The following is a 26,450-nucleotide window of genomic DNA, read 5'->3' on the forward strand; positions in this document are numbered from 1 at the left end:
CAAGTCGCGTGATCCGGCGTCAAACTGCAGTGAGTCGGACGTGAGGGATCAGATTCCCGGCTCCGCGGCGATCGTGCCGGCGGATACCGCTCGGCACAGGGCATCGTGGTCGCGTTCGGTCTGATCGGCGTAGAGCCGAGCGAACCGAGTGAGGGCGGTGTCCACCACGTCCGAAGTTCCCAGATAACCGGAAATCAATGACGCGCCACTGGTGCGCGCGTGACCCTTCGCGAGCAGTCGGCCGCAGATCGCGACGTAGTCGGTCAGCGCCGCAGCATCGATATTGTTCAGATCCACCGAACCTTTCATGTTCCGGAACTGACGGACGTAGTACTGACGGTCGTCGACGGTGCACCAACCGAGCAGTGGATCGCTGACCGTCTGGAGAGCCTGCTGGTATTCCGCGACACGTCGTCCTTGGTGATCGTGCCAGGCCGAGTCGCCGTGCACGAACGGCGCAACAACGGATCGGCGAGCCTGTTTGAGCTGCAGGAATATGACGTCGTCGGGGATGCTCCCTTCGCACAGGGCGACATAGGCTCGCAGTGCGACGCTTCCAACTCCGACGACCCGGTGTGCCACGTCGATCACGTTGTATCCCGAGACCACTCGACGCCAGTGCGGTGCAAGGGTTTCGAGATACTCGTCGAGACCTTCCAAGAGAAAGTCGGTGTCCTGTGGGGTGAGTCGTGTTGTGAGCGGCGGGTTCTCGAGTAGCTGTCGTCGTCCGTGATCCTCGACGGTGAATCGGGGAACCGCGTGATCGCTCGTACGTCGCCTGGCGCGTTCCGCTGCGCGTTGGATCTCGGCGAGCAAGCCTGGATCGGTGACGTGGTCGGTCAGCCCGTCGAGATCGACTCGGTCGAAGGAACGATCGAACAGTGGACGCTCGGACAGCTTTGCCAGGTGGAGGCGATACGCGGACACACACGAGGTTGTCGCTGTTTCGCATTGAGATTCGGTGAGGCCGTTCTGTCGACCGGCCACCCAGATGCTCGCAGCCAACCTACGCAGGTCCCATTCCCAGGGACCGGGATGTGCTTCGTCGAAATCGTTGAGGTCTATGACAAGTTCGCGTTCCGGCGATCCGTAGAACCCGAAGTTTCCGACGTGGGCGTCACCGCAGATGACGGGTGTGATGCCGGTGGCCGGGAGCGCCGCCATGTCCTCGGCCATCAGTCCGGCAGTGCCGCGGAGGAATCCGTACGGTGAAGCGACCATGCGCCCCACCCGAATCGGCACCAACCAGTCGAGTCTGCCCTCGTGGGCAGTGTTGACCTGATCGACCGGGTCACGTCGGTTCGGTGGTGGCGTCCAATCGCCAAGTGACGACCGTGCCACTCGTTTACGTAGACTCTTTCCGATCTTGCGCCGCTCACTGCGAGGGGTTTGACGCGCGCGCAGGGTCGCCCTGGCGTCTGGTTCGTTCTCGAGAGCCAACTGACCGGCAGGCCTGCTCAGCGGGTCCATGTCGGGCTCTCTTTCGTCGGGCGTGCGAAACTCGCGCTCGATCTTATGCCCGCTGGACTGAGCGCCGCGCGACGAGTTCCTTAACTACTCGCCTGGGCAATCAACTCGACGACGCGGTCGGCGCACAGTTCCGGATCCGGCATTCTCCCGATGCCGAGGCATTCGACGACGGTGAACGACGCATCCGGCGTGTCTTCCACACCGAGCGCCCACCCGAAGTAGTGGTTCCAGGCGAGTACGGCTCGGTGGCCGCTGTGCTGCGGAATCTCGTTGCCCAGCACAAGTACCGCGTCGAACGCCGGCCCGTCGAACCAGATAACCGATTCGGCAAAGGCGGAGGCGGCGACCGCGATTACGTACCTTTGACAAGTGGATTCGCTCGGAATGGCGATGTGTGCACGCATGCTCGCTCCTCCGACTCGGTTGCGATCGGAGGGTTCCCCATTGGTGCTGCCGAAGAAACGCCGTGCAGGTTACGTCCCGGCCACAGATTTACGACGCAGGCGATGCCCGAGATGTTTCCGTGCTGCGCGCGCCACCGATCGGGCGGAGAGGTGGTGCTCTCCGGTATCAATCGGGAGCAGATGTTCGAACACTGTGAACTTTCGGCTGCCCGCGTACCCGCTCAGGTAGTCGACATGGCTCGTCATACCGGCTCTGGCACTGCGGTATTCAGTCAAAGCAGCGTTTACGTTCCGATGTGAATCGAGCCCGTGTGTTGTCGTCTTCACCAGCGTCGCCGATGAGTGCGAACCCGTTACCTACGGGGTTGGTGACGGTTGGTGAGAAGCTCAGTCGTCATGTTCGGGCGTTAGGTCCCGAACTGCGGCTCGTATGGACTGTTCACGAAGTTCGTTCTCTCTGCGAAGCTCACGGCGCCTACGCCCCGCCTCGAATCGTTGCCTCGCAGTTGTTCCGGTTGGTCGGAGTTGGGGTACCTCAGCTGGTTTTCCGTCGCTGCCCATTGCCACCATCGTGAAGTAGCAACTGTTGGTATGTCGAGATTTTCCGAGAAGAATGTCTTCGGTTTCGACTCGTATTCCGATTTCCATCGACGTGCGCCCGGTGTAATTGACGGAAGCGGTGAAGGTGACGAGTTCTCCGACATGCACCGGTTCGCGGAACACGACACGATCCACAGACAGGGTCACGACGTACGTCTGGGCGTATCGACTCGCGCACGCGTATGCAACCTGGTCGAGGAACTTCAGAATCGTTCCGCCGTGCACGTTGCCCGAGAAGTTGGACATGTCCGGCGTCATGAGGACGGTCATGGACAGGGTTTGTTTTGCCGCGTGCTGCGATGCTTGCTTCAATGCAGACAGGGAGTTCGATTCAGACATCGAGTGGGCCTCTTGGGGTCGGTGGACGGTGAAGAGACCGTATCCGGCAAAGAGGGTTACTCGCGCGTACGAGGAGTGCGGTATCGGAGTTAAATACGAAGCTGGGGCAGTACACGATGTCCGTGTACTGCCCCAGCTGTCGTTTTTTGTCGGTTGTCTCTCAGGCGCCGACGAGATGGCGATGAAAGTGATCGCTGCGTCGATGGGCCTGGCTGAGATTCCTGATCTCGCGAAGCCAGAAGTGAGACGCCAGTGCATTATTGCTGCCGTAGCCTGTGCCGGACGTGTCTTCGTCGATCAAGGCGACAAGCGCCTTGATCAGGCTGGTGACCTTGAGGTTGTTGGTCTGAGAATGCCGGACCAGCAGGTCGGCGGCCTCGTCGGTGGTGCAGCGGTAGAGCGTGCAGACGATTTCGATGCCGCGTGCACGGAGACGGCCCGAAGTGGTCGGGATCCGTAGACCGTTTGTCGTGACACTGTTCGTGTCGTTGGTCGTGTTGTCGGGATGAATCATGGTGTTGTACAAGGTATTCCTTTGAACCACACGAGTTTTGGACCCGTGCGGTGTGTAGCGCGTGTTGATACTGGTGCAGTCGGTACGCGATTGGCGGCGGGCTCCGTCGGAGCCTTCGGCCTGGTCAACAATCTGCGGGACTGATGAAAGTGCGTAGTGATCAAAGGTGCGGATTTGCACCGAACTGGAAGTTTGCCCCTGGAACGAATATTGGAACTGTCGTTCCGGGCGAAGCGACCGGCTGCCTGACTGACGGCTGCCCTCTGATAACCCCACCGTACGTCATGGAGTCGGTTTCAGCTAATCCTTTTCCGGGCGATCATGCTCACAGTAGGCGGTTTCGCCTGTTCAGGGCGTGTTTACGTGATCGATAATTGCTTGCTTGGTGGTAGCCCACGCTGCGGATTCGGTGTTGGTGAATTCGCCGTGGCCGACGCCAGTAAGTTCGATCAGGTCGACGCGGTCACCGGCAGCGCGGGCGGCGTCGGCATAGCGTCGGCTCTGTTCGATCGAGACCACCCGGTCAGCTTGCCCATGCAGTGCAGTGATCGGGATGCCGATGGGAAGATGTTCGATCGGCGAGGCAATGCGGTATCGATCCGGGTAGTCGGACGGCATGCCGCCCAAAAGATTTCGAACAAATCGATCCTTGCCAGCGGTGGCCGCGAGTTCCATGTCGAAGACGCCGGCCATGATCGTGGCGGAACGAATGGGTACCTCGAGAGCCGGTTCGGGTGCGTCGATACCTTGGCTAGGTCGCGACGCTGCCCAGGCGGCGAGTTGGCCTCCCGCGGAGTAGCCGGCTACGTGCACGCGGCCCAAATCCAGTCTTCCGGAAGCCTTCTCCTGCACTGCGTCGGCCAAAGCGTTAGTTGCCGTGACGGTATCCGAGAGTGTGGTCGGCCATCCGCCGTGCCCACCCACACGGCGATACTCGATGTTCCACACGGCAATTCCGTAGGGCGTCAACGATCGCGCCCACGCGCCCGCGTAGTCGAGGTTGCTTTTCTGGGCCCATCCGCCACCATGAATGAGGACAACCACTGGTAGTGAATTGCCGTCGCCGGGAGGTAGATACAAATCCCCGAACGTGTCCGTGTCGGCGGCGTAAGAAACGCGGACAGGGTCTACGGATCGGTCAGTGCCCGCCGCGCTGGAAACGGAAATGACGAGGGTGAACAAGCAGACCAGCGCAACCGCGATATACCGAAGCAGCCGGTTGGCGGAGCGGTGCGCGATGGCCGGATTCCTCTCGTCACGCTGGGGTGATTGTCGTAAAGAGGAGTCTATCTACGATAAGTGAATTTCAGGTGACTACGGTTCGGTCCGTACTGGCTCTGATGCGAAGTTCGCTCCGGGTGTGACCATGAGAGCTGGGTTCATCGCCGTTGATCAGGTCAATCAACACCGCGACGGCAACTTCTGCTTGTTCTTCGGGGCAAAGATCGATTGCCGTGATCGGCGGATCCGAGATCGTGAGGGTCGGTTCGTCACTGTCCTGGGCAATGAGAATATCCCGGGGAATAGACAGACCTAGGTCGAGTGCAGCTCGTGCCGCCGCCGCCGCGCAACCGAGAATGAGTGAGACTATCGCGTCGGGCGGGTTCTCGGACGTCAACGCATCGTGGGCCGACGAATATGCGGAGTGGACAAGTTCCTCGACAGTGCGTTCGGGTTGTGCACTGCGTGGATTGCTGACCCGAGCCCGTATGCCCCGGACGCGGCACCACTCGGCATAGGCCTGTGTTGTGGCGCGGGTCCAGTCGGATTCCGGGCCGGGCGCCAGGGCGAGGATATTAGTTGCGCCCTGTTCTGTGAGATGGTTCAGCAGCACTTCGGTGGTCGCGACCAGGTCCGGACACACGGTGTATCCGAAATGGTCCGAAGGCCCGGGACCAATTGCTACAGAGGGCATTCGAATTTTCTCGAGTACATCGACGCGGGGATCCTGAGCGATCGGATCGGCCACGATCACTCCGTCCATTGCTATGCGTCGAAGACTGTTCGGGTCTTTCATCGACGGCAGCAGCAAGAGTGAGTGATCGGCCTGGAACGCGGCCTGAGTGGCGGCGGTTGCCATGCGTCCGTACCGGTCGAAGTTGAGGTATTCGTCCGAGGTCAACTCGTCCGGTACCGGGAGCATCAGTCCGAGGGTGGCAGTTCTGCCTGCCCGAAGATTCTGTGCCGAGCGATTGGCCCGGTATCCCAAGTGGTCGGCGGCCTCTTGAACGCGTGTGCGAGTCGCCGAGTCGACTCTGCCCTTGCCGTTGAGTGCGTAGGAAACGGTCGAAACGGCGACGCCCGCAGCAGCCGCGACGTCGCGAAGCGTCGGAACGTTCGGCGTGATCATCGGGGTCGCGTCCTTCAGTTGCTGGGCGATTTCTACTCAAGAGTAACGCCCAATCGTTTCGGCAAGCCCCGTCCTCGTGGGCGATTGTTTAGTTGGGACAATTTTGCCGAATCGTTTCATCGGCGCTCTTGACTATGCTGAAACGATTCGGCACTCTCGTAGAACACCGGGATAACTTCGAATGAAATTCGGTCGACCTCGGGCACGCCATTCCTAGTTCCAGCAGCGCCTTCATACGATGATCCACGGAGTTCCCCATGATCGAGAAAACCCGTCCGCATCACGCTGGCGTTGCTGCGGCGTGGTCGGCCCCCGGTGGTTTGGTCGAACGGCCGGGATTGATTCCGGGAGCGCCTGAGATTTGGGTGTACGCAGACAAGTTCTCCTACTTTGCCGGCGACACCGTCTCGGTTCGAGTACACACCACCGCCGACGAATACGATCTCGAGGTGGTGCGAGACGGCGCACGACCGAAGAGCATCGTCAAGTACCTCGGTCTACCAGGCAAACAACAGCCCACGCCCGACGACGCCTATGCGGTCGGGTGCGATTGGACGGAATCCGTTGCCTTTACCGTCGCGCCGAACTGGACTTCCGGGATGTATCTGATCCTGGTTCGAATGCGTCACGAAGGTGTGGTCGTCGAACGCGAGGGTTTCTTCATCGTCAAAGTGTGTGAGCCCGAGCATGCGGACATGGTCCTCATCCACACCACGAGCACGATGTTGGCCTATAACGACTGGGGTGGCGCCAACCATTACCGTGGTGTTCCGGACGGTTCCGGAGACATTGCGACACCGATTTCGTCGACGCAGCGCCCCATCGCGCGAGGCATGTTGCGCAAACCTGAAGGTGCCGCGCGTAATACTCACACTGATACGCCGGGCATCGGATGGGTTCCGCGCCACCCGTCGCACGAGTGGGCATGGTTGAACGGTTACTCGCGGCATCACTCCGACGCATTCTGGGCGACGTACGAACGCCCGTTCACGGTGTGGGCGGAGGAGCAAGCGTTTCTCGTGCACCACCTTACCCAGCACGACCTACATGAGGATCCCTCAGCGCTGCAAGGATATTCGTGTGCAGTCGTTGTCGGTCACGACGAGTACTGGTCGTGGGAAATGCGTGATCGTCTCGACGCATTTGTCGAAGGAGGAGGCGGCCTGGCGCGATTCGGCGGGAACTTCCTGTGGCAGGTACGTATCGAAGGTGACGCGCAGATTTGTTACAAGAACCCCTCCGACGATCCCATGCGGGAAGTGGATCCCACCCGCGTCACCACGGCATGGGATTCCCCCGAGATTGCCCGGCCGGGCGCGTGGACGACGGGTTTGACCGCGATGGCGGGGGTGTACAACCGTTACGGTGCAACAACTCCGAGGTCATCCGGAGGCTTTACCGTATACCGGCCGGATCATTGGGCATTGAACGGAACCGACCTGTATTACGGTGACAACTTCGGAATCGCGCCGGCCTGTATTGCTGCCTTCGCGATGGACGGTGCGGACTACACGTTCAGGAAAGGTCGGCCTTACGCCACTGGTGTCGACGGTGCACCCGAGGATCTGGAAATCATCGCAATGGCTCCGGCAGTATCGGGGCCACGGGACAACTGGAACGGCACCGTTCCGATCGGTGCGCCCTTCACCGAGGTGCCGGGAATCTTCGAAAGTGCTTATGGGAGAGAACTCCCCGAGCATCTGCGCGAGTTCGAATACGGTTCGGGAATGGTGGCAACACATCAGCGCGGTCTCGGAACCGTTTTCAATGCCGGAACGACCGAGTGGGTCAGTGGACTGATTCACCGCGATCCTTTTACCGAACGAATAACCGCAAACGTACTGAATCTGTTTGCTGCGCGACTGTCGAGCTTCACTGCGGAGACCAACTGACGGCGGCGATCAACGTTAGAGTTTCTTGCCGGGTAGGTGATGGCCGAAAGAAGGATCCATGCATACGTATGTATGGAGATATGAAATCGACTTGACCAGGGTTTTTAAATCAAACTACCGTAGTCTTCGGCGTTCAGTTGGATGACGGGTGGGTGCGGGAAGCTGCCGAATTTCGGCAGTCACCAGCGGATCTCCACGATCAGATCCGCACGTGACCTGGCTGCCGCGATCATGTCGGCGTTCGGTTGATCCACCCGTCTCACCCAGTCTGCGGCCGCTTCGGAACTCTTTCCGAAGCGGCTGTGGCGTTTCACCAAGCGTTCCGTGCGTGTCGCCTCCGGAACCTCGAGGTACCAGACGGTGTCGATCGCCGCTCGTACTTCCCGCCAGTTGGCGCTAGGCAGGAGGAGATAGTTTCCCTCGGTGACGATCAACGGTGTTCGAGGCTCGACAGCGGTTGCGCTGCCGATGGATTCGTCGATGTCGCGATTGAAGGCGGGTGCGTAGACCGTGGAATTCGAAGTTCGGAGGCGGTGTAGAAGCGCCGCGTAACCGTCGGCGTCGAAAGTCTCTGGAGCGCCCTTCTGCCCACGTCTGCCGAGTCGGTCGAGTTCCCGGTTGGCAAGATGAAAACCATCCATCTCGACTATGGCGCATCGCGAACCCAGCTTCCGTGCGATCGCCTGTGATGCCGTCGATTTCCCGGCTCCAGGTGCCCCCGTGATGCCGAGGATGTGCCTGCCACCGTCGGGAATCAGTGACGCTGCGCGTGTGGCAAGTTGATCGAGCGTCAGCGTGACGGTCGGCGGTGAGGTCCTCACATGCTGCTCCCATCGGTCTGTGAGTCTGGTGAAACGAGAGTACGCCGAGCGTCGCAACCTATTGACAGTCCAAATGGACTGTGAAACTGTGAGCCATGCCACTCGAGGCGTTGGAGGTGTGACCGTGACCCTGCGTGATGTGCAGCGCGAAGCGACACGCCACCGGATCCTTGATGCGGCAACGGATTTACTGATCGCAGAAGGATATTCGTCGTTGACGACGCAGTCGGTGCAAACGGCCGCCGGTGTCAGTCGTGGCGCTCTCCTGCACCACTTTCCGAACATGCAGCAGCTGACTGCGGCGTTGGTGTCGAACATCGTCGTGCGGAACGAGGCGGCGGTGCGAGTCGCGATGTCTCGGCAGGATCCGTCGGTGGATACGATCGAGAACTCGATCTCCGCTCTCTATGCAGCCCTGACCCGTCCGCCGTTTCAAGCAGAACTCGAATTGTGGTCTGCGGCTCGGACGGATCCGGTGTTGGCCGAGGTTCTCCGTGAGTCGGAGCGCGACGCCGGACGGGATCTACGACGCGTGGTCGACGACGCATTCGGGCCCGAAATTGTTGCTTCCGAGAACTATTCGCAAATTGCAGATCTAACCGTGCTGATGCTCCGTGGTTTGGCGTTGTCCCGGGCAGTGCACAAGAGCGATGCCTCTGCGCGTCGTTCGATCAGTCAATGGGCGGGCGTCGTTCGCCTGCTGCTCACCCAGAACTAGCGCAACTCGTTTCGTTCGAGGTGCGCTCGATCGACAGGACCGATGATGACGGATTTTGTGACCCTGAAATACGAGACCTCTGGTGGTAAGGCGTACATCACCCTGAACCGCCCCGATCGGCTCAACGCAATCGACGATCGGATGCCGTCGGACATCCGAAATGCAGTTGCGGCGGCCAATGACGACGACGACGTTCGCGTGATCATCCTGCAAGGCGCCGGCAAGGCGTTTTGCGCCGGGTACGACCTGAAGAAGTTCGCCGAAGGAGATCTCGACGGAAAGTGGAATCAAGGCCCGGTGTGGGACCCGATCAAGGACTTTCGGGGCATGAAGCAGAACACAGACGACTTCTTCACGCTCTGGCGATCGCTCAAGCCGACCATCTGCAAAGTTCAGGGGTATGCAGTCGCAGGCGGAAGCGACATTGCGCTGTCCTGCGACATGCTGATCATGGCTGACGACGCCCGCATCGGATACCCGCCTGCGCGCGTGTGGGGTTGCCCGACCACGGCTATGTGGGTGTACCGCCTCGGCGCCCAACGCGCCAAGCGAATGTTGTTGACGGGAGACACTATTGACGGTGTCACCGCGGCCGATTGGGGATTGGCGCTCGAATCGGTACCCGCCGACGAATTGGATGCTGCGGTGGAGGCTTTGGCGGATCGCATCGCCGGTGTCCCGCTCAATCAACTGGCGATGCAGAAGATGATGATCAATCAGGCGTACGACAACATGGGGTTGCAGGGCACCCAGGTGCTGGCAACCCTGTTCGACGGAATTACGCGTCACTCTCCGGAAGGGCGCTGGTTCAAGGATTTTGCCGAACGCGACGGATTTCACGCCGCGGTGCAGTACCGCGATTCCGGCCGCAAGATTCCAGACGGAGGCGGGCCGCTCCCCGCATCCGATACCCCTCCTCGATAGAAAGTGGATGTGAGATGAGCAGTGTTCTCGAAACGTCGTACTTCCCCGCCGACGTGTCGGACCCGATTGCGGAACAAACGGTGGGCGGGCTGCTGCGAGAGTGCGCCGCGGACTCGCCGAACCTGATTGCAATCAGAGAAGTAGTCCCGGCGCAATCTCATTCGCTGTCCGGGGCCGCCGAAACCGATCGCACGTGGACCTTCGCCGAACTTCTGGCGGAAGCTGAGGGGTGCGCGCACTACCTCTTGTCGCAGTTCGATCGTGGAGACCGGATCACCGTCTGGGCTCCGAACGTTCCCGAGTGGATGATTCTGCAATACGGCGCGGCGCTTGCCGGAATGGTTCTGGTGACCGCCAATCCGGCATTGGGTGCGGAGGAATTGGCGTATGTCCTGTCGCAGTCGCAGTCTCGCGGACTCTTTCATACCGGCAAGTTTCGCGGTGGTGATATGGCAGCGGTTGCATCCGAGGCGATTTCGATTGCGGGAGAAGAAGTTCTGGCAGTGAACTTCGAGGACTGGGATCGTCAGGTTCGAGGCTGGGCGGGTGAGCGGGGCGCACTGCCGGAGGTCTCTCCTGACGACAATGCGCAGATTCAGTACACGTCGGGAACCACCGGTGTTCCCAAAGGTGCGCTGCTGCATCACCGAGGACTGGTCAACAATGCCGATTTTGTCAGTCGCAGAGGCCAGTTCCCCGAACGGGGTTCGGTGGTCTCGGCCATGCCGCTGTTTCACACCGCGGGGTGCGGCATCCTGGTTCTCGGTGCTGCGCAGCGAAGAATGTCCGTCGGTCTGATCCAGTATTTCGATCCGACTGCGGTTCTCGATGCGGCGGAACGCTTTCGGGCCGACGTGGTCAGTGGAGTCCCGACGATGCTGATCGCGATGATCAACGATGCCAGCTTCGCGAGCCGCGATTTCTCGAACTGCTCGGTGGTTGTGTCCGGTGGATCGTCGGTCCCGCCCGAACTCGTCAGCACTGTGGAGTCGGCATTCGGTGCGGGGTTCAGCATCGTCTACGGACAAACCGAAGCGAGCCCCGTGATCACGCAGACCAGCCCCGCCGACACCCCCGAAGACAAGTCTGAGACGGTCGGTCTCGCGTTGCCTCAGGTCGAGGTGAAGATTTCCGACGTCGTGACCGGGGGCAGCGTGCCGCTCGGAGAGCAAGGTGAGATCTGCGCTCGCGGGTACCTCGTCATGACCGAGTACTTCCGCAAGCGCGAGGCTTCGGCAGCCACCGTCGACAAGGACGGCTGGCTGCACACCGGCGACTTGGGGACGATGGATCACCGTGGATACGTCCGGGTGACCGGCAGGCTCAAGGACATGATCATCCGCGGCGGCGAGAACATCTATCCGCGTGAGGTCGAGTCCGTGATCTTCACGCATCCGAAGATTCTTGATGTCGCGGTGGTCGGTGTTCCCGACGAGGTGTGGGGTGAGCGGGTGGTTGCCGTCGTTCGGTGGAAGGACGTGTCCGACCAACCGACTGCCGCCGAACTGGTCGAGTTCTGCAACGAACGACTCGCGCGCCACAAGGCACCCAAGGAGTGGTTCAGTGCGGAGGCCTTTCCGCTGACCGGCTCAGGCAAGATTCAGAAGTATCGAATCGCGAGTTTGGTCGGCGAAGGCGCCTACGGTGTCGTCAGCTGATCTGAGCGCATAGCACGTCGGAGCGATTCTGTCTGGGTTATCCCCGTAAGTCGCTTCGACGTGCCCTGTTTATCCTGGTGGCGTGACTTCCTCATTGGGTGAGCCCGGGCACACCGCAGCCTCCGGACGTATTCGCAGCACAGCTTTTGCTTCGAAAGTGATGTCCGCGACGGAAGCAGTCAAGTTCATTCACCCCGGCGATACCGTCGCGATCAGCGGTTTTGCCAGCGCCGGCACCCCCAAGGTCATCGTTCCTGCCCTCGCCGAGCGGATTCACCACACTCGCGGAGAGGGGTCGAACTTCACGATCAACCTCCTGACCGGCGCTTCGGTCTCCACCGAGACCGAGCGCCTACTCGCCGAGGTCGACGGAATCGCACTGCGCATGCCGTATCAGTCCGAGGCGACGGCCCGTAAGCGAATCAACGACGGCCGGATGGACTACGTCGACATCCACCTCTCGCACGTTGCCCAGCAGGTCTGGGAGGGCTACTACGGCAAGGTCGACGTGGCAGTTGTCGAGGTCGCCGGGATCACCGCGTCGGGTGAGCTGATTCCCTCCGCGTCGATCGGTAACAACAAAACTTGGCTCGATGTTGCCGACAGAGTCATTCTCGAGGTCAATTCGTGGGTGCCCGAGGCTATGGAAGGCATGCATGACGTGTACTACGGCACTGCCCTTCCGCCTCACCGCAAGCCGCTCGAGATCATTCGCGTCGAGGACCGCATCGGTCAGACGACCTTCCGGGTCGACCCCGCCAAGGTAGTTGCCGTCGTCGAGACCAACTGCCGCGACAGTGCGAGCCCACTGACTGCACCCGACGCCGTCAGCGAGGCCATCGCCGGTCACGTCCTGGAGTTCTTCGACTTCGAGGTGCGTTCGGGCCGCATGCCCGCCGATACGCTGCTGCCACTGCAAGCCGGCATCGGCAACGTCGCCAACGCGGTACTCGGCGGACTCGACCGCGGATCGTACAAAGGCCTGACCTGCTACTCCGAAGTCATCCAGGACGGCATGCTTCGCCTCATCAAGGACGGAACCGTCGCACACGCGTCGTCGACGGCCTTGGCGCTGACCGAGGAAGGCATCGAAGAACTGACCGCGAATGTCGATTTCTACCGCGAACACATCACGTTGCGTCCGCAGGAGATCAGCAACCATCCCGAGGTGATCCGTCGGCTCGGCATCATTGCGATGAACGGCATGCTCGAGGCCGACATCTACGGCAACGTGAACTCGACCCACGTCATGGGCACCAAGATCATGAATGGCATCGGCGGTTCCGGCGACTTCACGCGTAACGGCTACGTCTCGATGTTCCTGAGCCCGTCGACAGCCCGCGGTGGCGCGATTTCGGCGATCGTCCCGATGGTGCCGCACGTCGACCACACCGAACACGACACCCAGGTGCTGGTCACGGAGCAAGGCCTGGCGGATCTGCGCGGCCTGTCGCCGCGACGTCGCGCCCGCCTGATCATCGACAAGTGTGCGCACCCCGAATTCCGTCCGCTGCTTCATGACTATGTCGCCCGCGCCGATGCACAGCCGGGCGCGGGTCAGACTCCGCACATCCTGGGCGAGGCTTTCTCGTTCCATCAGCGCTACATCGATACGGGCTCGATGCATCTGTCCTGATGCCCGCGCAGTGAGAGAATGCGGGAGTGAACGGAACCGGTGTACCCGCAGATGTGCTTCGACGGGTTGCAGAAGCGGGGGCGGACGACGCCGGTGGCTTGCCGATCGAACTGCTGGGCGATTTCCTCGATGTGATCAGTTCAGCCGTCTGTGACGGTAAACCGCTGCAGCGGAGGCAACTTCACCGATTCCGCGGCCGTGGTGAGGACGCGGCCGAGCAAGGTGTTGCTTTACGTGCGTTGCTTGATCTGTACCTCTCGTCTGCCTGGCGTCTGTGGCGTGAACTTCCCGCTGTCATTGCAGCGCAATCGGATCCGAACGCGGTAGTGGCAGCCGGTGAGGTGATGCTCCGGGCTGTCGACGACGCCGTCGCGGAATTGACGGAGGGGTTCCAGCTCGCGCAGCGCTCGCTCGTGCGTTCGCAAGTATCCGCGCGACGCGAATTCGTGGACGATTTGTTGACCGGTGGCGCCGATGTTGTCGGATTGCTTGCTCGCGCTTCGAGTTTCGGGTTGCATTTGTCGGGACCGCATTCGGTGGCCGTCGTGACCGCTGCGCGCGAATTTACCGACGACAATCCTCTGGTCGGCGCTGTCGAGCGGGCCGTGCTCGGCAGTAAAGGAGACGCCGACGCGCTGGTCGCCAGCAAGAGCGGCAAACTCGTCATCGTGTTTGCGGCGCCGGATCGAGATGCAATCGACCATGTGCTTCGCGGAATTCGGGTGGCTCTCGAATCCGGGACCGATGGCGCCGGACGCGTTCAGTTGCAACGACGCGCCATGGACGTGGCCTGGCAGATTGCGGTCGGACGACCGCGCACCACAGCCGCCGGTGTGGTGGCGTCGTACCGCGAGGCGCTCGACGCACTCGATTTAGCGCAGCGGTTGTCACTGGACTCACCGGTGATCGACGCGCGGGATCTGTTGGTTTATCGCGTGCTGGTCAACGACAGGCCGGCAGTCACCGACCTGATTCAGACGCTCCTCACGCCGCTGCTCGAGGCGCGTGGGGGAGCGGAGCCGATGGTGGACACTCTGCTCGCCTACTTCGCGGCAGGCGGGAACACGGCAAAGACTGCCAGGGATCTGCACCTGTCGGTGCGGGCGGTGACCTACCGGTTGGATCGCATTCGTGAGCTCACCGGCCAGAACGTGAATGATCCAGGCGATGCTTTTGCTCTGCACGCCGCGGTGCTCGGGGCCAGGCTTCTCGATTGGCCCCGAATCCCGCTCACCTGATTGCTCTCAGCTGATGTCGGGCAACCCGGGCAGCGAATAACCTGATTCGTCGTCCCAGTCGACGGGCGTGTCGTCGAGCGAGACATCCCACTGCGCGCCGGGCAAGGCGCGCCTGAGTTCAGTCAGTGCGTTGAACCAGTACACGAGTGACGGGATGATTTCCGTTTCGTCGTTCGAGATCTTGGTGGACCCGTTCAGGACCGTGTTCGGGATGTCCGAGTCGTACAAGTCCAAGACTTCGGCGTCGAAGGGGAACTCGTCGTTGTGCACGGCGATCAGACGGTCGATTTCCGTCCTCTCGTCGGCCGACAACGGTTCGGGGCGAACGGCGGAGTAGTACAACGAGGTGCTCATGATTGCCAGGCTAGAACACTCGGACGGATTGCCGACCCGCCTAATTGAGCCAACATTGCCGTAATCCGGCAATTTCAACGGGAAAAGTCGTCGATAAATAGACCGTGATGGTTTGAAGTCGGCAAGGAAAACTGGTGAAGACGGTGAAATTGCCGTCGTAATCGAAGTAAGCAATCGAAGTAATCGTCTTCCAGGCAAAGGAGAATCCCGTGACTGAAGTTAGCCGTGGCAGTCGGGCAGGTGATCGGCGATGACGGTTCCCGTGTGGGCATGGGCCGCGTTTGCCGCCGTCATCGTCATCATGCTGCTGATCGACCTGCTTGCCCACCGCGGCGCGCACGTCATCGGATTCAAGGAAGCCGCCAGGTGGAGTGCACTCTGGGTCGGTTTGTCGCTGGTGTTCGCGGTGGTTGTCACCCTGACCTTGGGGGTGAACTCGGGTGTCGAATTCACCACGGCCTGGCTGCTGGAGAAGAGTCTCTCGGTCGACAACCTGTTTGTGTTCGCCCTGATCTTCGGTTACTTCAAGGTGCCGCGTGAGTACCAGCACCGCGTGCTGTTCTTCGGTGTCATCGGCGCCCTGATCTTCCGCGGTATCTTCCTCGCTGCCGGTGTCGCGATCGTTAGTAAGTTCACGGCAGTCCTGTTCGTGTTCGCCGCGATCCTTCTCTACAGCGCCTACAAGCTGCTCAAGGACGAGGACGAAAGCTTCGACCCCGGCACGTCGTTCGCGGTTCGCATGTTGCGCAAGATCATGCCGGTTCAGGACGAGTATGTCGGTACCAAGTTCTTCGTGAAGGAAGCCGGAAAGCGCATCGCAACACCGCTGTTCGCGGTTGTCGTGGCCATCGAAGCGGCCGACCTCGTGTTTGCCGTCGACAGTGTCCCGGCAGTTCTGGCAGTGAGCGACGACCCGTTTATCGTGTACTCCAGCAACGCGTTTGCGATCCTGGGTCTGCGCGCCTTGTACTTCCTGCTCTCGGGATTGCTCGAGAAGTTCCACTACCTGTCCAAGGGACTGTCGATCATCCTCGCCTTCATCGGCGTGAAGCTGATCATGCAGGCCGGCCACAAGGTGATCAGCACGTCTATTCCCGAGATTCCGTCGCTGGTAAGCCTCGCCGTGATCATCGTGGTGCTGGCAGGCTCGATCATCTTGAGCCTCAAGAAGCCGCTACCGGAAGATCCTGACACAGAAGAGGTTGCGTCCGGTGACACGCCGGTCGAGCTCGAGAAGACGGGCGGTGATGCCGGAGCCCGGGATTCCGACATCGAGTTCGCAGCCGGCGAGCACGACGACGATGACGACAAGGTGGATGCCCGTAGTAGGAGCTGACACCGACTGACCGAAAATCAAAGGGAGACCGCACAATGTGCGGTCTCCCTTTCTCTGCCCGGCCTCAGGGCCCGGAAAAGCACTGGCGGACAAGGCGTTGAGTTCGTCGGAACAGTACGCCCTCGAGGCGCCGAAAGCCGGCTACTGCAGCATAGGAATCGGTGCCCATACCTTCGAGGGTGACTCCTGAATTCAGTGGTGCGTCTGAAATACTGGCGGTGAAGCGGTGGGGTGGGTGCCACTGCCGTCACGACACTGACTACGAGGGGGCTGCGAGACTATGCCGGGGATCGACAGGAAATTGAATTCGATGCGGCGTGAAGATGCGACGTTCTCGCGGCGTAGTCGACTCGTGACTCTTGCCGTCGGCGTCACCGCGGTGATCTCCGTCGGGGGCGCACCCATCGCCGCTGCGGAGCCGGCACCGAGTGGAGATCTTCGTTGGGAGTCCTGCCCAGCCGAATATCAGCTCGATCCGGCATCTGATCAGTGTGCTTCGGTCACCGTTCCCCGCAACTACGCAGAACCTGACGCCGGCATGATCGACGTGCTCGTCACCCGGCACCGCGCCGAAGATCCGGGCTCGCGCAAAGGCGTGCTGTTCACCAATCCCGGAGGACCTGGTGGAGACGCGATCGGCTCGAACAGAATGTTCGTCGACGTCCTGCCCGATGCGATTCGCGCTCAGTGGGACGTGATCGGGGTCCAACCACGCGGACTCCCCTATGCCGGCGCCCTCTCGTGCGTAGTGGGTCCCGAGCAGGCGACGGCGGCGGGCTTCGGTTTCGGTGGGGCCGCGGCACGAAACGCATGCGAGTCCGGTGCGCCGGGCGCCGCGGCGCACCTGACGACCGAGAACACGGCGAGGGACTGGGAGCAGGTCCGGGTTGCGCTCGGCGAGGATGTCATCGACATCTATGGTCTGTCCTACGGCACTATTCTCGGATCCACGTACGCGACGCTTTTCCCTGAGCGCACCGGTCGCATGGTTCTCGATTCCGCGGTCGACCAGAATTGGTTGTGGAACGACGTGTTGTGGCAGCAGAACGACGGTTACAAAGCTCGCTTCTACGACCTCATGGATTGGATCGCCGCCAACAACGACACCTACGGCTTGGGCGAGACTCCGCTGAAGGTCTACCAGCGGTGGTCGGACGGGATTGTGGCGGAGGCCGGTGGTAACCCGACGCTTGCGCCGCCGCCTGCCCAGGTCGGTGACGTACCGCCCGGCCTCGAAGCACTCGCAAATGCCTACCGCAGCGGCGTCGATCTGACGGGACCGGCCCGCGTTCAGTTCGAGGCGTTCATTCGGGGCCTCGCAGATTCGTCGCATACGCAGATGTCGTCGAGCATCTACGTGATGACGCGGCAGGTGCTTCCCGCTCGGAACAGTTGGCCGCTCATGGCCCGGGTAATCCGCGACGGTGTCGAGGCGATTCCCGGCGGCGCCGGGATGAACGACATCCCGGAGCAAGAGTTGGAGCGAATTGCTCAGTCCCAGATGATGCAGTCACTGATCCTGTGCAACGAGAACAGTGTCGCGGACCGGCCCGACCGTATCCCGGGTTGGCTTTTCTCGACCTTCGTCACCGGAGACCTTTTCGAGCTCATCGGGTACGGCTACAGTGCCGGAACCTTCTGTGCCGGTGCGCCGCCCGTTGCCGCGCTGCCCGAGTTGAGCAACCGGGGACTGGCGACGGCGCCGCTTGTTCTGCAGGGGTTGCGTGACCCGCAGACGCCTTATCAGGGCGGGGTGCGGCTAGCCCGCGACATGGGCGCGAATCTGATCACCGTGGAAGGTGGAGATCACGGTGCCGGTATCCAGGGTGGTAACGCCGTCATCGATCAGGCCGTCACCGAATACCTCGAGACAGGGCGCACCACCGTCACGCATGCGCCCGAGGCTCCGATTATCGCCCCGCTATGAGGCCGTCTCGGCTTTGACGTGCGGGTGCACGCCGCTTCCGGTGGAGGTTGGCTTGTTTTGCTGCGTCTCGATCTCGCATTCCATTGTCAGATCGCCGGGCCACCGAACTCACTTAGCGGGAGGTAGTTCCGGGGTGGCACGTTGCTCCGAAGCTGCAAGGGAACGCGACGGTCGCAGACCCAGCCACCCAACCAGTCCCACCAGAACGAAGGCGACGGCGGCGGTCGAAAACGTAACGGTGAAGGCGGATTCACTGGGCATCGCGGGTACCCCGTCGGGGAGGTTCGCGATGGTCATCGACGCCAGAATCGTCGTCACCACTGCGCTGCCCATGGCGCTGCCGGTGGAGCGCGAGATCGAGTTGATGCCGTTGGCGATGCCGCTCTGGTGGAGCGGCACACTGGACATGATGATGGCGGGCATGGCTGCATAGCCGAGGCTGAGGGCGGCCCCGATCACCATGCCTGCACCGATGACCGATGCGGTGTGCGTGTGGTCGAACGCCAGCCACGCGAAGGGCAACGCCCCGAGGACCGCGGTGAGCCCCAGGACGAAGCGTGGCCCGCGAAGCCTGATGAGGCGACCGCCGATCGGGGCGGCGATCAAGGAAACCAACGCGCCTGGCAGCAAGAATTCGACCGAAGCACGCAGAATGCTCGCGTCGAATCCGTAGCCGGTGAGATCGCGGGGAAGTTGTGCGAGATACGAGATCCCGAGGAAGTTGGCGAACATCCCGAAGCCCACCACGACGCCGGCAAGATTTGCCATCATCACCGGGCGGTGGACGAACATCCGCATGTCGACCAGCGGTTCGTCGACGATCTTCTCGATCCACACCCAGATTGCGAACATCACGATCGAGGCCAGGAAAACGCCGATCGTCAATGGCGACCGCCAACCCCATTGGTGGCCTTGAGAAATCGACAGCAGAAGCAGAAGTAGTGCTGCTCCCAGACTCAGCGCACCGATGAGGTCAACGCGCCCACCGCTCTTGTGTGTGGTGGGCGGGACCAGGGTGATGACGGCAATCAAGGCCAGCACCGCGAATCCTGTGGCCATCCAGAAGGCGTTGCGGTAGTCGGCATCCGGGGCGGACGTGAGAAGGCCGGTGGCAACAAGGGCCAGCCCACTGCCGAATGCGAGAGTTCCACTGACCAAGGCCATTGCGCCGGGAAGCTTGTGCGGCCGCAGCTCTTCGCGCAAGACCGAGAGCGCCAATGGGAAGATCGCGGTTGCAGTTCCTTGAAGGACCCGACCGAGAATGAGCAGTGGCAGATTGTGTGCCAGCGCGGCGACGATCGAACCGATCACCATGACGACAAGAACGCCGACCAGTGTGCGTTTCTTGCCATGCTGATCCCCGTAGCGGCCCAGCAGCGGGGTGAAAACTGCTGCAGAGAGCAGGGTCGCCGTTGTCACCCAACTGACGCCGGCGGTCGAGATTCCCAGGTCGGATTGGATCCGTCCGAGAATCGGAACCGGCAACGTCTGCATCATCGAGACGATCATCGCGGCCAAGCTCAGGGCCGCGATGATCATCGCTTCTCGGCGCGGAGATGGTGCGATGGATTCGACTGCGGAGCTCGCGGCAGCAGTGTTTGTCGTAGTGGTATTCGTCAATGGGTCCTTCTCGGGAACTACAAGAGAAATGTACTTAATGTGGCGAAGTAAATTTCTCTGGATCGTAGGTCCGGGGAATTGATCCCGTCAACGGCTGTGTTCACCGAAGCTCGCTGGGAATCAGTCGAACAGCAAAACCGGCTTGAGCACACTGCCGTCCTTGATGCCCTCAGCGGCTTCATTGATCTGATCGAACCGGTAGTGCTTGACGAGCTTCTCCAGAGGGAAACGGCCCTGCTCGATCAGCGACACCAGCGACGGCAGAAATACTTGCGGCACCGCGTCGCCCTCGGTGACGCCGATGAACTTGCGGCCGTTGAGCAGGTAATTCACGTCCACTGCCACGGTAGTTCCGGCCGCCGGAGCGCCGATGGCAGCGACGGTACCCAGCGGAGCGAGGCATTCGATCGCAGTCGAGAGCACCGCGGCGTTACCGGTGGCGTCGATGGCGTAGTCGATGCCCAGGCCGCCGCTGATCCGGTCCAGTTCCGCTGCGGCGTCGACGTCCTTCGAATTGATCACATCGGTGGCGCCGAGTTCGCGCGCCAGGTCTAGTCGGGACGGCACTATGTCGATCGCGATGATGCGCTCCGCGCCCGTCAGTTTCGCCGCCATGACCGCCGCCATGCCCACTGCTCCGACGCCGAAGATTGCGATGGTCGAGCCGGATTCCGGCTTCAGGATGTTGAGTACCGCTCCTGCGCCGGTCTGGATGCCACATCCGAGCGGAGCGAGTAGACCAAGATCTGCGGTGTCGGAGACCTTGGTGGCGCCGCGTTCGTCGGCCAGGGCGTAGGTGGAGAATGAGGATTGAGCAAAGAAGTGGCCGCTCACGTCTTCGCCACCGCGCGAGATAGTGGCAGTGCCGTCGGCTCGGCTACCGCCGATCAAGTTGCGCGGCAAGAATTCCTGACAATATGCCGGGTGCGCTGTGCGGCAGTTTCGGCACGTTCCACAACTGGTGAAGGACAGCAGGACCTTGTCGCCGGGCTTGACCGTGGTGACCGCGTTGCCCACCTCTTCGACGATACCCGCGCCCTCGTGGCCCAGAACGCCGGGCAACGGGAAGGGAATGTGGCCGCCTTGAACGCCCAGGTCGGTGCCGCACACCCCCGCGGCCACGATGCGGACCAGAACCTCGTCCGCCCGTGGCGTGTCCAGTGTGACATCGCCGATGGTGAACGGGTCGCCGATCTTGTCGACGACTGCGGCACGTGCTGTTTGGGACATGTTGCGCTCCTGAGTGATTCGGATCAGAAGGGGTAGACGGGCAATGTGCTTTGCGCGGTTACCCATTGAGTTTCGGTGAAGGCGTCGAGGTTGGCGCCGATGCCGCCGACGCGACCCCCGTTGCCGGAGGACGCCATGCCGCCGAACGGAATAACGGCTTCGTCGCCGACGGTCTGATCGTTGATGTGCACGAGGCCGGTCGGAATCTGCTGGGCGATCTCGAGTCCACGCATGGCGTCGGCGGTCAGAATGCCCAGGGAAAGGCCGTATTCGGAGTTGTTTGCGATGGCGACCGCCTGGTCGATGCTGGAGAAGGACGTCACCGGAGCGACCGGGCCGAACACCTCGTCGGCAAAGGCAGGTGCTGAGAGTGGCGTATCGGCCAGGACCGTCGGCCGGTAGAAGAGGTCATCGTAGGTGCCGCCCGCGGCCAGTTTTGCTCCGGCCGCGATGCTTTCGGTGACCAGCGAATGGATGTGGTCGCGTTGTTTGGCGTCGATGATGGGGCCGAGCGCTACCTGGCCGGTGAATGGATCGCCGACCGGAAGTTTCTCGGCGTGCTCGGCGAGGAGAGCGGTGTAATCGGCGACGATGCTCTCGTGGACAAGTTGGCGGCCGGTCGTCATGCAGATCTGCCCCTGGTGCATGAACGAACCGAAAGCGCCTACCGACACTGCCTTTTCGAGGTCGACGTCATCCATGACGATCAGGGCGTTGTTGCCGCCCAGTTCGAGATGGGCGCGCTTGAGGTGCCGGCCGGCCAGTTCGCCGACTGCCCGGCCGGCGCGAGTCGATCCGGTGAATGCGATGACGCGGACGCTCGGATGAACCACGATGGCCTCACCGGCGTCGGCGCCGCCGGGCAGCATGCTGAACACGCCCGCGGGCAAGCCGGCTTCTTCGAAGATGCGGGCGAGGACGACGCCGCCACAGATCGCGGTGCGCGGATCTGGCTTGAGGATCACCGCATTGCCCAGCGCGAGGGCGGGAGCAACCGCGCGGATGGCCAGGATGATCGGAAAGTTGAAGGGAGCGATGACGCCGACAGTTCCGACGGGGACCCGCCGCGAGAAGCTGAGGCGAGGCTGTTCCGAACGCAGAACCTCACCGACCGGGTGGGCGGCCAGGGCAGCGGCGTTGTAGCACTCCTCTGCGGCGGTGTGGGTTTCCAGCCCGGCCTTGGCCGGAATGCTGCCGGCCTCACGGATCACCCACTCGCCGATTTCGTCGGCGTACTGCTCGAACAGTTGACCCGCGCGGCGCAAAACGGCTGCTCGCTCGGTGTACGGCCGTGCTGCCCAGTCTTTCTGAGCAGCGTTGGCCTTTGCTGCTGCGGCAGCGACGTCGTCAGGCGTGGCCATGCCGACGGTGCTGAGCTGATTACCAGTTGCGGGTTCGACGACTATGCGATCTGCGGCCCCGCCGGCGATCCATTCTCCCGCAAAGATCTTCGATTCCCAGACCGGTTCGGTCATCAAACTCGTCATGGTCGCTCCTTGGAAAAGGGATGCGCCGCTCGGCCGCATCACATGGTTACCCACCACGCTGCTCTGCCCAGGAATTGATGACCACCCAACTTTCACTCAGTGAAAGACGGGTTCATGGAATCTTTGAGTGCCTGAATCAGATCGTTGAATTCCGGCACATGTGTGGCGCCGCTGCGGGTTACACCGGATACGGGGATTCGCAAGCGGCCGTTAGCTTCTCGCATGAAGCTGATTCCGGCGCGCGGGGATTCGCCGGCGGTGATCGAGTACAGCAGGGTCCAGGCCTTTGGGTTCGTGATGACGTCGAGTGTGGCGGTGTGATCGCTCGGAATTGCCGGACCCAACTGCACTCGACGCCCGATTTCCCGGAAGGCGTCCTCCACGACCTGGTGAATCAAAACCTGGCTTTGGCGAGGTGGCAGCAGTAGCGGATACGCGGCGAGATCATTCAGGTCGACGCTCTGCTGGCCGGCCAACGGGTGCCGACTCGACATGACGATCAGAAGATCCTCGACGCCGAGGTCGATAGGTTCAAGCCCGGGGCGATCGACGCTGCCACGAATAAGTGCAATGTCTGCATCACCCGACGCGACCGCGTCCATTCGGTGCGCAAAACTCTTGATCACGAACTCCACGTCGAGGTCCGGATGTCGTTCGCGGACATGGGCAATCGCATCGAGCGTCTGGCCGGCGAAACTCATGTTTCCGGTGATGCGGATGCGTGCGCTGGGGTCGCGTGCCACCGAGTACGCCATGGTTTCGAGACTGAGAACCTGCTGAGCGATCGGCACCAATCGGGAGCCTGCCGGTGACAGGTGCACCGCCCGGGTGGACCGCTCGAAGAGCGTCGCGCCGAGTTCCTTCTCCAGTCGCGCCACCTGATGGCTGATGGCGGATTGGGAGATGAAGCACCGTTCGGCAGCGCGACTGAAGCTCAGTTCCTCGCTGACGACGAGAAAATACTTGAGTTGGCGAAAGTCCATACCGACATCCTACTTATGAGCAAAACAGATAACAGTCTTGCGAATACTGCAGCTAGCTGGACTGAGCCTATGACTGTTCCATACGGTAATAGTCATACTTTCAATTTGGTCAAGGAGTTTGTGGTGGACAGAACTGCTGCGGGTCGCGCAGATGTGGATGCAACGGGACACGAGAAGACGCCGGTCGTCATCGTCGGATCCGGGTTCGGGGCGCTTGCTGCCGCGAAGACGCTCACGAAGTCCAAGACCCCGTTTGTCCTGATCTCCGAAACCACTGAGCATCTCTTCCAGCCGCTGCTCTACCAGGTTGCGACTGGCGTGCTCTCGGCCGGCGAAATCGCTCCGCCGATCCGCAACATCCTGCAGAAGTTCCCCGACGCGGATGTTCGTCTCGGGCGCGTCGTCGAGGTCAACGCCGAAGAAAGCACAATCGTCTACGAGGCGTCGGGCCAACGGCACACTCTCGGATATCGCTCACTGATTGCGGCAACGGGAGCAACGCAGGCGTACTTCGGCCGCGACGAGTTTGCTGAGGTCACGTACAAGCTCAAGACCGTCGAAGACGCAGAATTGCTGCGTAAGCAGATCCTGCGCTGCTTCGAAGAGGCTCACACCACCACCGACGCAGTCACTCGCAAGAATCTGCTGAGCTTTGTTGTTGTCGGTGCCGGTGCAACGGGCGTCGAGTTGGCCGGTCAGATCAAGGAATTGGCACGACGCTATTTCGCGATGGCTATCAACAACATCAGTGCAGAAGAAGTCACCGTCACCATGGTCGAAGGTGCCGGCGTTGCACTGCCGGCCTTCGGTGGCAAGCTCAGTGAGTACACGCAGAAATCGCTCGAGAAGTCCGGTGTCGAGGTAGTTCTCAACACCATGGTCACTGCCATCGACGAGCATGGCGTCACAGTGTCGTCGATCCAGACCAAGGAAGAAAAGCGTATCGACGCCGAGACCGTCATCTGGTCGGCCGGTGTGCGCGCCAACGACTTTGCCGCAGTTCTCGGAGCTGCAACCGGTTGTGAGAGCGACCGTGCCGGCCGACTCCTCATCAATCCCGACCTCACCGTGGGTGGTTTCGCCAACGTGTATGCCGTCGGCGACATGACCTCGCTCAACGGGTTGCCGGGTCAGTCTCCCGTCGCGATGCAGGGTGGCCGTCACGCTGCCAAGATTGTCAATGGAAAGCGTAAGGCCGGAACGCCTTTCAAGTACATGGACAAGGGCAGTATGTCGATCATCAGCCGATTCAGCGCTGTGGTCCGGGTGGGCAAGAAGATCGAATTCAAGGGCACCATCGCATGGTTCATGTGGTTGGCTGTGCACGTCATGTACATGGTGGGCTTCCGAAACCGTTATGTCGCAGTGATGTCCTGGTTCGGGTCTTTCATCGGCCACCGTCGCCCGCACTTCCACTACACGCAGGAACCGGTGAAAATCGAAGCTGCTCCACCGGTGCTCGAGAAGGAACCCGAGTTGGCGCACTCCGCCTGACTCTCGCGGTTGCCCGGTAACGCAGAGTCTTCCAACGCCCACTTCGCTACGTGCGAGGTGGGCGTTGACTTTGCAGCATCCGTTCGCGCAAACTGTCGTAAATAGGTGCTGATCCGGCCAATGTCGCGACAACGACTGCGGCAGCGGTGGCGGCGAGCATCGGAACGAGTACCGAAGTGACTGCTGTCATTTCCACGACGATCACAATGCCGGTGAACGGCGCGCGCACCACGGCGCCGAAGAACGCGGCCATACCGACAATCGCCATCGCGACGGTGACTCCCGCGTCGACGCCGGGGATGAAGCTTGCCAGCCCGGCAAAAAGTGAACCCCAGAGAGCGCCGAGCGCGAGTAGTGGAGCAAAAAGGCCTCCGGGAGTTCCAGCGGCATAGGACAGCGGGCCGGTGAAGAATCGAACAACCAAGTACAGCAGCAGAATCGGCATGACAAAGGTGCGCCCACCGACAAGTATCTGCGAGACGGTATCACCGCCGCCGCCGACCAGTGGGTTGAGAAACAAAACGGCGCCGATGACAGCACCGATCATCGCCCCGATGACGGTCGGCGGAATACGGCGGAGGCGCGAGGCAAGATCGAGCATTCCCAGAACCAGGCGGTTATAGATAATCCCCAGTATCCCGGTGAGCAGTCCGAAGACGACAAACAGCGGTAGCAGCGCAATCTGCGGGCTGGGGACAGCGCCGGCCGCGAAGTCAGGCCGATCACCCATCACCAGCCGTGAGCATGCCACTGCCACCGCTACGCCGAACAGGGTGGGAAGGACCGTTCGGAGCCGGAACGATTTGGTGACTTCCTCGCAGACGAACAAGGCGCCACCGATGGGCGCATTGAAGGCGACGGCGAGTCCGGCTCCGGCCGTGGATGTTTGAAGCAGTCGCACATCCGGTGCCGAAAGCCTGGCTCGCCGACCTGCTTCTGCTCCGATCGCCGCACCCATATGCACGGTGGGGCCTTCGCGGCCGAGCACGAGTCCCGAGCCGATCGCCAACAGGCCGCCCACAAATCTTGCGGGCACGAGGACAAGTCGCGGAGGTTGTGCCTCGCCGCGGAAGACAGCTTCCACATGCTGGATACCGCTTCCCGCGGCAAGCGGCACGCGTTGCACGATCACGACGGCAAGCGCTGTGCACAACGCCACCAGTGCGACGGGGACAAGCCAGCCGACATAGGGAATCCCATGTGACCATTCCAGAATCGTCTCGCGCAGCCTGTCCGCCCTGTGCAGGCACCAACGGAACGCTCCACCGATGAAGCCGACACAAGCTCCGGCGACGATCGCGAGCAGGCACAGCAACACCAACCCGCGGCTGGCTTCACGCGGTTCGTCGCCGGTATCGTCCGCGGTCATCGTGGTCAGTCCTACCTGACGGTCACAACTCTCGAAACGTGAATTGCGTGGAACATGCGTCGTGTGAACGGTAACGCATGTGCGCC

At 61.5% G+C, this 26,450-nt stretch carries 23 protein-coding genes; 9 read left to right on the forward strand and 14 right to left on the reverse strand.

From position 1 onward, the window contains the following. Nucleotides 1–48: 48 nt before the first annotated feature. The 7 genes from V2B23_RS05245 to V2B23_RS05275 all read right to left on the reverse strand — a co-directional run bounded on the left by V2B23_RS05245 (nt 49) and on the right by V2B23_RS05275 (nt 5,677). The gene (locus V2B23_RS05245) at nt 49–1,470 is read right to left on the reverse strand and encodes a DUF2252 domain-containing protein (protein WP_430949377.1); all 1,422 of its coding nucleotides are present in this window, start codon (nt 1,468–1,470) and stop codon (nt 49–51) included. A gap of 80 nt (nt 1,471–1,550) precedes the next feature. Continuing rightward, on the reverse strand, nt 1,551–1,874 hold the full coding sequence (locus V2B23_RS05250; RefSeq protein WP_430949378.1) for a DUF6292 family protein: 324 nt from the start codon (nt 1,872–1,874) through the stop codon (nt 1,551–1,553). Nucleotides 1,875–1,943: 69 nt separating this feature from the next. After that, entirely contained in the window at nt 1,944–2,120 is a 177-nt protein-coding gene (locus tag V2B23_RS05255; protein ID WP_430949379.1) for a hypothetical protein, read from the reverse strand. Nucleotides 2,121–2,261: 141 nt separating this feature from the next. Next, nucleotides 2,262–2,813: an acyl-CoA thioesterase gene (locus V2B23_RS05260; protein ID WP_430949380.1), complete on the reverse strand. Its 552-nt coding sequence runs from the start codon at nt 2,811–2,813 to the stop codon at nt 2,262–2,264. A gap of 160 nt (nt 2,814–2,973) precedes the next feature. Further along, nucleotides 2,974–3,339 carry an antar domain protein gene (locus tag V2B23_RS05265; RefSeq protein WP_430949381.1) on the reverse strand — a complete coding sequence of 122 codons (366 nt, stop codon included), beginning with the start codon at nt 3,337–3,339 and terminating at the stop codon, nt 2,974–2,976. 336 nt (nt 3,340–3,675) lie between these two features. Beyond that, nucleotides 3,676–4,509, reverse strand: a complete 834-nt coding sequence (locus V2B23_RS05270; protein WP_430949382.1) for an alpha/beta hydrolase family protein — start codon at nt 4,507–4,509, stop codon at nt 3,676–3,678. A 124-nt stretch (nt 4,510–4,633) separates the two neighbouring features. Then, nucleotides 4,634–5,677, reverse strand: coding sequence for a LacI family DNA-binding transcriptional regulator (locus V2B23_RS05275; protein ID WP_430949383.1), 1,044 nt, complete (start codon nt 5,675–5,677; stop codon nt 4,634–4,636). A 257-nt stretch (nt 5,678–5,934) separates the two neighbouring features. On the opposite strand from V2B23_RS05275, the gene V2B23_RS05280 reads away from it, so the two are divergent. Next, nucleotides 5,935–7,569, forward strand: coding sequence for a N,N-dimethylformamidase beta subunit family domain-containing protein (locus tag V2B23_RS05280; RefSeq protein WP_430949384.1), 1,635 nt, complete (start codon nt 5,935–5,937; stop codon nt 7,567–7,569). Between the two features lie 179 nt (nt 7,570–7,748). Here the strand turns inward: V2B23_RS05280 and V2B23_RS05285 are convergent, their stop codons facing one another. Beyond that, nucleotides 7,749–8,390: a nucleoside/nucleotide kinase family protein gene (locus V2B23_RS05285; protein ID WP_430949385.1), complete on the reverse strand. Its 642-nt coding sequence runs from the start codon at nt 8,388–8,390 to the stop codon at nt 7,749–7,751. A 124-nt stretch (nt 8,391–8,514) separates the two neighbouring features. On the opposite strand from V2B23_RS05285, the gene V2B23_RS05290 reads away from it, so the two are divergent. From V2B23_RS05290 to V2B23_RS05310, 5 genes are all read left to right on the forward strand, one after another. Next, nucleotides 8,515–9,108, forward strand: a complete 594-nt coding sequence (locus V2B23_RS05290) for a TetR/AcrR family transcriptional regulator (protein ID WP_430949386.1) — start codon at nt 8,515–8,517, stop codon at nt 9,106–9,108. Nucleotides 9,109–9,153: 45 nt separating this feature from the next. After that, nucleotides 9,154–10,032: a crotonase/enoyl-CoA hydratase family protein gene (locus V2B23_RS05295; RefSeq protein ID WP_430949387.1), complete on the forward strand. Its 879-nt coding sequence runs from the start codon at nt 9,154–9,156 to the stop codon at nt 10,030–10,032. A gap of 14 nt (nt 10,033–10,046) precedes the next feature. Then, on the forward strand, nt 10,047–11,690 hold the full coding sequence (locus V2B23_RS05300) for an AMP-binding protein (protein WP_430949388.1): 1,644 nt from the start codon (nt 10,047–10,049) through the stop codon (nt 11,688–11,690). Nucleotides 11,691–11,772: 82 nt separating this feature from the next. Beyond that, nucleotides 11,773–13,326: an acetyl-CoA hydrolase/transferase family protein gene (locus V2B23_RS05305; RefSeq protein WP_430949389.1), complete on the forward strand. Its 1,554-nt coding sequence runs from the start codon at nt 11,773–11,775 to the stop codon at nt 13,324–13,326. A gap of 26 nt (nt 13,327–13,352) precedes the next feature. Further along, nucleotides 13,353–14,564, forward strand: a complete 1,212-nt coding sequence (locus V2B23_RS05310) for a PucR family transcriptional regulator (protein ID WP_430949390.1) — start codon at nt 13,353–13,355, stop codon at nt 14,562–14,564. Nucleotides 14,565–14,570: 6 nt separating this feature from the next. On the opposite strand, the gene V2B23_RS05315 is transcribed toward V2B23_RS05310, so the two are convergent. Then, complete coding sequence (locus V2B23_RS05315; protein ID WP_430949391.1) at nt 14,571–14,918, reverse strand: hypothetical protein; 348 nt, start codon at nt 14,916–14,918, stop codon at nt 14,571–14,573. A gap of 250 nt (nt 14,919–15,168) precedes the next feature. Between V2B23_RS05315 and V2B23_RS05320 the strand changes: the two genes are divergently transcribed. Together V2B23_RS05320 and V2B23_RS05325 are read left to right on the forward strand one after the other, a co-directional pair. Continuing rightward, complete coding sequence (locus V2B23_RS05320) at nt 15,169–16,254, forward strand: TerC family protein (protein WP_430949392.1); 1,086 nt, start codon at nt 15,169–15,171, stop codon at nt 16,252–16,254. 280 nt (nt 16,255–16,534) lie between these two features. After that, entirely contained in the window at nt 16,535–18,181 is a 1,647-nt protein-coding gene (locus V2B23_RS05325; RefSeq protein ID WP_430949393.1) for an alpha/beta hydrolase, read from the forward strand. 108 nt (nt 18,182–18,289) lie between these two features. Here V2B23_RS05325 and V2B23_RS05330 read toward each other — a convergent pair whose 3' ends face one another. The 4 genes from V2B23_RS05330 to V2B23_RS05345 form a co-directional block, all read right to left on the reverse strand. Beyond that, nucleotides 18,290–19,801, reverse strand: a complete 1,512-nt coding sequence (locus V2B23_RS05330; protein ID WP_430949394.1) for an MFS transporter — start codon at nt 19,799–19,801, stop codon at nt 18,290–18,292. A gap of 120 nt (nt 19,802–19,921) precedes the next feature. Continuing rightward, nucleotides 19,922–21,031: an NAD(P)-dependent alcohol dehydrogenase gene (locus tag V2B23_RS05335; RefSeq protein WP_430949395.1), complete on the reverse strand. Its 1,110-nt coding sequence runs from the start codon at nt 21,029–21,031 to the stop codon at nt 19,922–19,924. A gap of 23 nt (nt 21,032–21,054) precedes the next feature. Further along, entirely contained in the window at nt 21,055–22,518 is a 1,464-nt protein-coding gene (locus tag V2B23_RS05340; RefSeq protein WP_430949396.1) for a benzaldehyde dehydrogenase, read from the reverse strand. Nucleotides 22,519–22,610: 92 nt separating this feature from the next. Then, entirely contained in the window at nt 22,611–23,501 is an 891-nt protein-coding gene (locus tag V2B23_RS05345; RefSeq protein ID WP_430949397.1) for a LysR family transcriptional regulator, read from the reverse strand. A gap of 123 nt (nt 23,502–23,624) precedes the next feature. On the opposite strand from V2B23_RS05345, the gene V2B23_RS05350 reads away from it, so the two are divergent. Further along, the gene (locus tag V2B23_RS05350; RefSeq protein ID WP_430949398.1) at nt 23,625–24,995 is read left to right on the forward strand and encodes an NAD(P)/FAD-dependent oxidoreductase; all 1,371 of its coding nucleotides are present in this window, start codon (nt 23,625–23,627) and stop codon (nt 24,993–24,995) included. 46 nt (nt 24,996–25,041) lie between these two features. Here the strand turns inward: V2B23_RS05350 and V2B23_RS05355 are convergent, their stop codons facing one another. Beyond that, on the reverse strand, nt 25,042–26,364 hold the full coding sequence (locus V2B23_RS05355) for a ClC family H(+)/Cl(-) exchange transporter (RefSeq protein WP_430949399.1): 1,323 nt from the start codon (nt 26,362–26,364) through the stop codon (nt 25,042–25,044). Nucleotides 26,365–26,450 lie beyond the last annotated feature (86 nt).

It is taken from the genome of Rhodococcus sp. 24CO (assembly GCF_050586165.1).
In the GTDB taxonomy this organism is placed as follows: Bacteria; Actinomycetota; Actinomycetes; order Mycobacteriales; family Mycobacteriaceae; genus Rhodococcus_F.

Bases quoted from the DNA above. Each gene is read 5' to 3' on its own strand.
- V2B23_RS05335 (WP_430949395.1), bottom strand. From the start codon at position 21,031: ATGTCCCAAACAGCACGTGCCGCAGTCGTCGACAAGATCGGCGACCCG.
- V2B23_RS05260 (WP_430949380.1), bottom strand. From the start codon at position 2,813: ATGTCTGAATCGAACTCCCTGTCTGCATTGAAGCAAGCATCGCAGCAC.
- V2B23_RS05320 (WP_430949392.1), top strand. From the start codon at position 15,169: ATGACGGTTCCCGTGTGGGCATGGGCCGCGTTTGCCGCCGTCATCGTC.
- V2B23_RS05280 (WP_430949384.1), top strand. From the start codon at position 5,935: ATGATCGAGAAAACCCGTCCGCATCACGCTGGCGTTGCTGCGGCGTGG.
- V2B23_RS05245 (WP_430949377.1), bottom strand. From the start codon at position 1,470: ATGGACCCGCTGAGCAGGCCTGCCGGTCAGTTGGCTCTCGAGAACGAA.
- V2B23_RS05355 (WP_430949399.1), bottom strand. From the start codon at position 26,364: ATGACCGCGGACGATACCGGCGACGAACCGCGTGAAGCCAGCCGCGGG.
- V2B23_RS05325 (WP_430949393.1), top strand. From the start codon at position 16,535: ATGCCGGGGATCGACAGGAAATTGAATTCGATGCGGCGTGAAGATGCG.
- V2B23_RS05295 (WP_430949387.1), top strand. From the start codon at position 9,154: ATGACGGATTTTGTGACCCTGAAATACGAGACCTCTGGTGGTAAGGCG.
- V2B23_RS05315 (WP_430949391.1), bottom strand. From the start codon at position 14,918: ATGAGCACCTCGTTGTACTACTCCGCCGTTCGCCCCGAACCGTTGTCG.
- V2B23_RS05340 (WP_430949396.1), bottom strand. From the start codon at position 22,518: ATGACGAGTTTGATGACCGAACCGGTCTGGGAATCGAAGATCTTTGCG.
- V2B23_RS05300 (WP_430949388.1), top strand. From the start codon at position 10,047: ATGAGCAGTGTTCTCGAAACGTCGTACTTCCCCGCCGACGTGTCGGAC.
- V2B23_RS05250 (WP_430949378.1), bottom strand. From the start codon at position 1,874: ATGCGTGCACACATCGCCATTCCGAGCGAATCCACTTGTCAAAGGTAC.
- V2B23_RS05275 (WP_430949383.1), bottom strand. From the start codon at position 5,677: ATGATCACGCCGAACGTTCCGACGCTTCGCGACGTCGCGGCTGCTGCG.
- V2B23_RS05345 (WP_430949397.1), bottom strand. From the start codon at position 23,501: ATGGACTTTCGCCAACTCAAGTATTTTCTCGTCGTCAGCGAGGAACTG.
- V2B23_RS05255 (WP_430949379.1), bottom strand. From the start codon at position 2,120: ATGACGAGCCATGTCGACTACCTGAGCGGGTACGCGGGCAGCCGAAAG.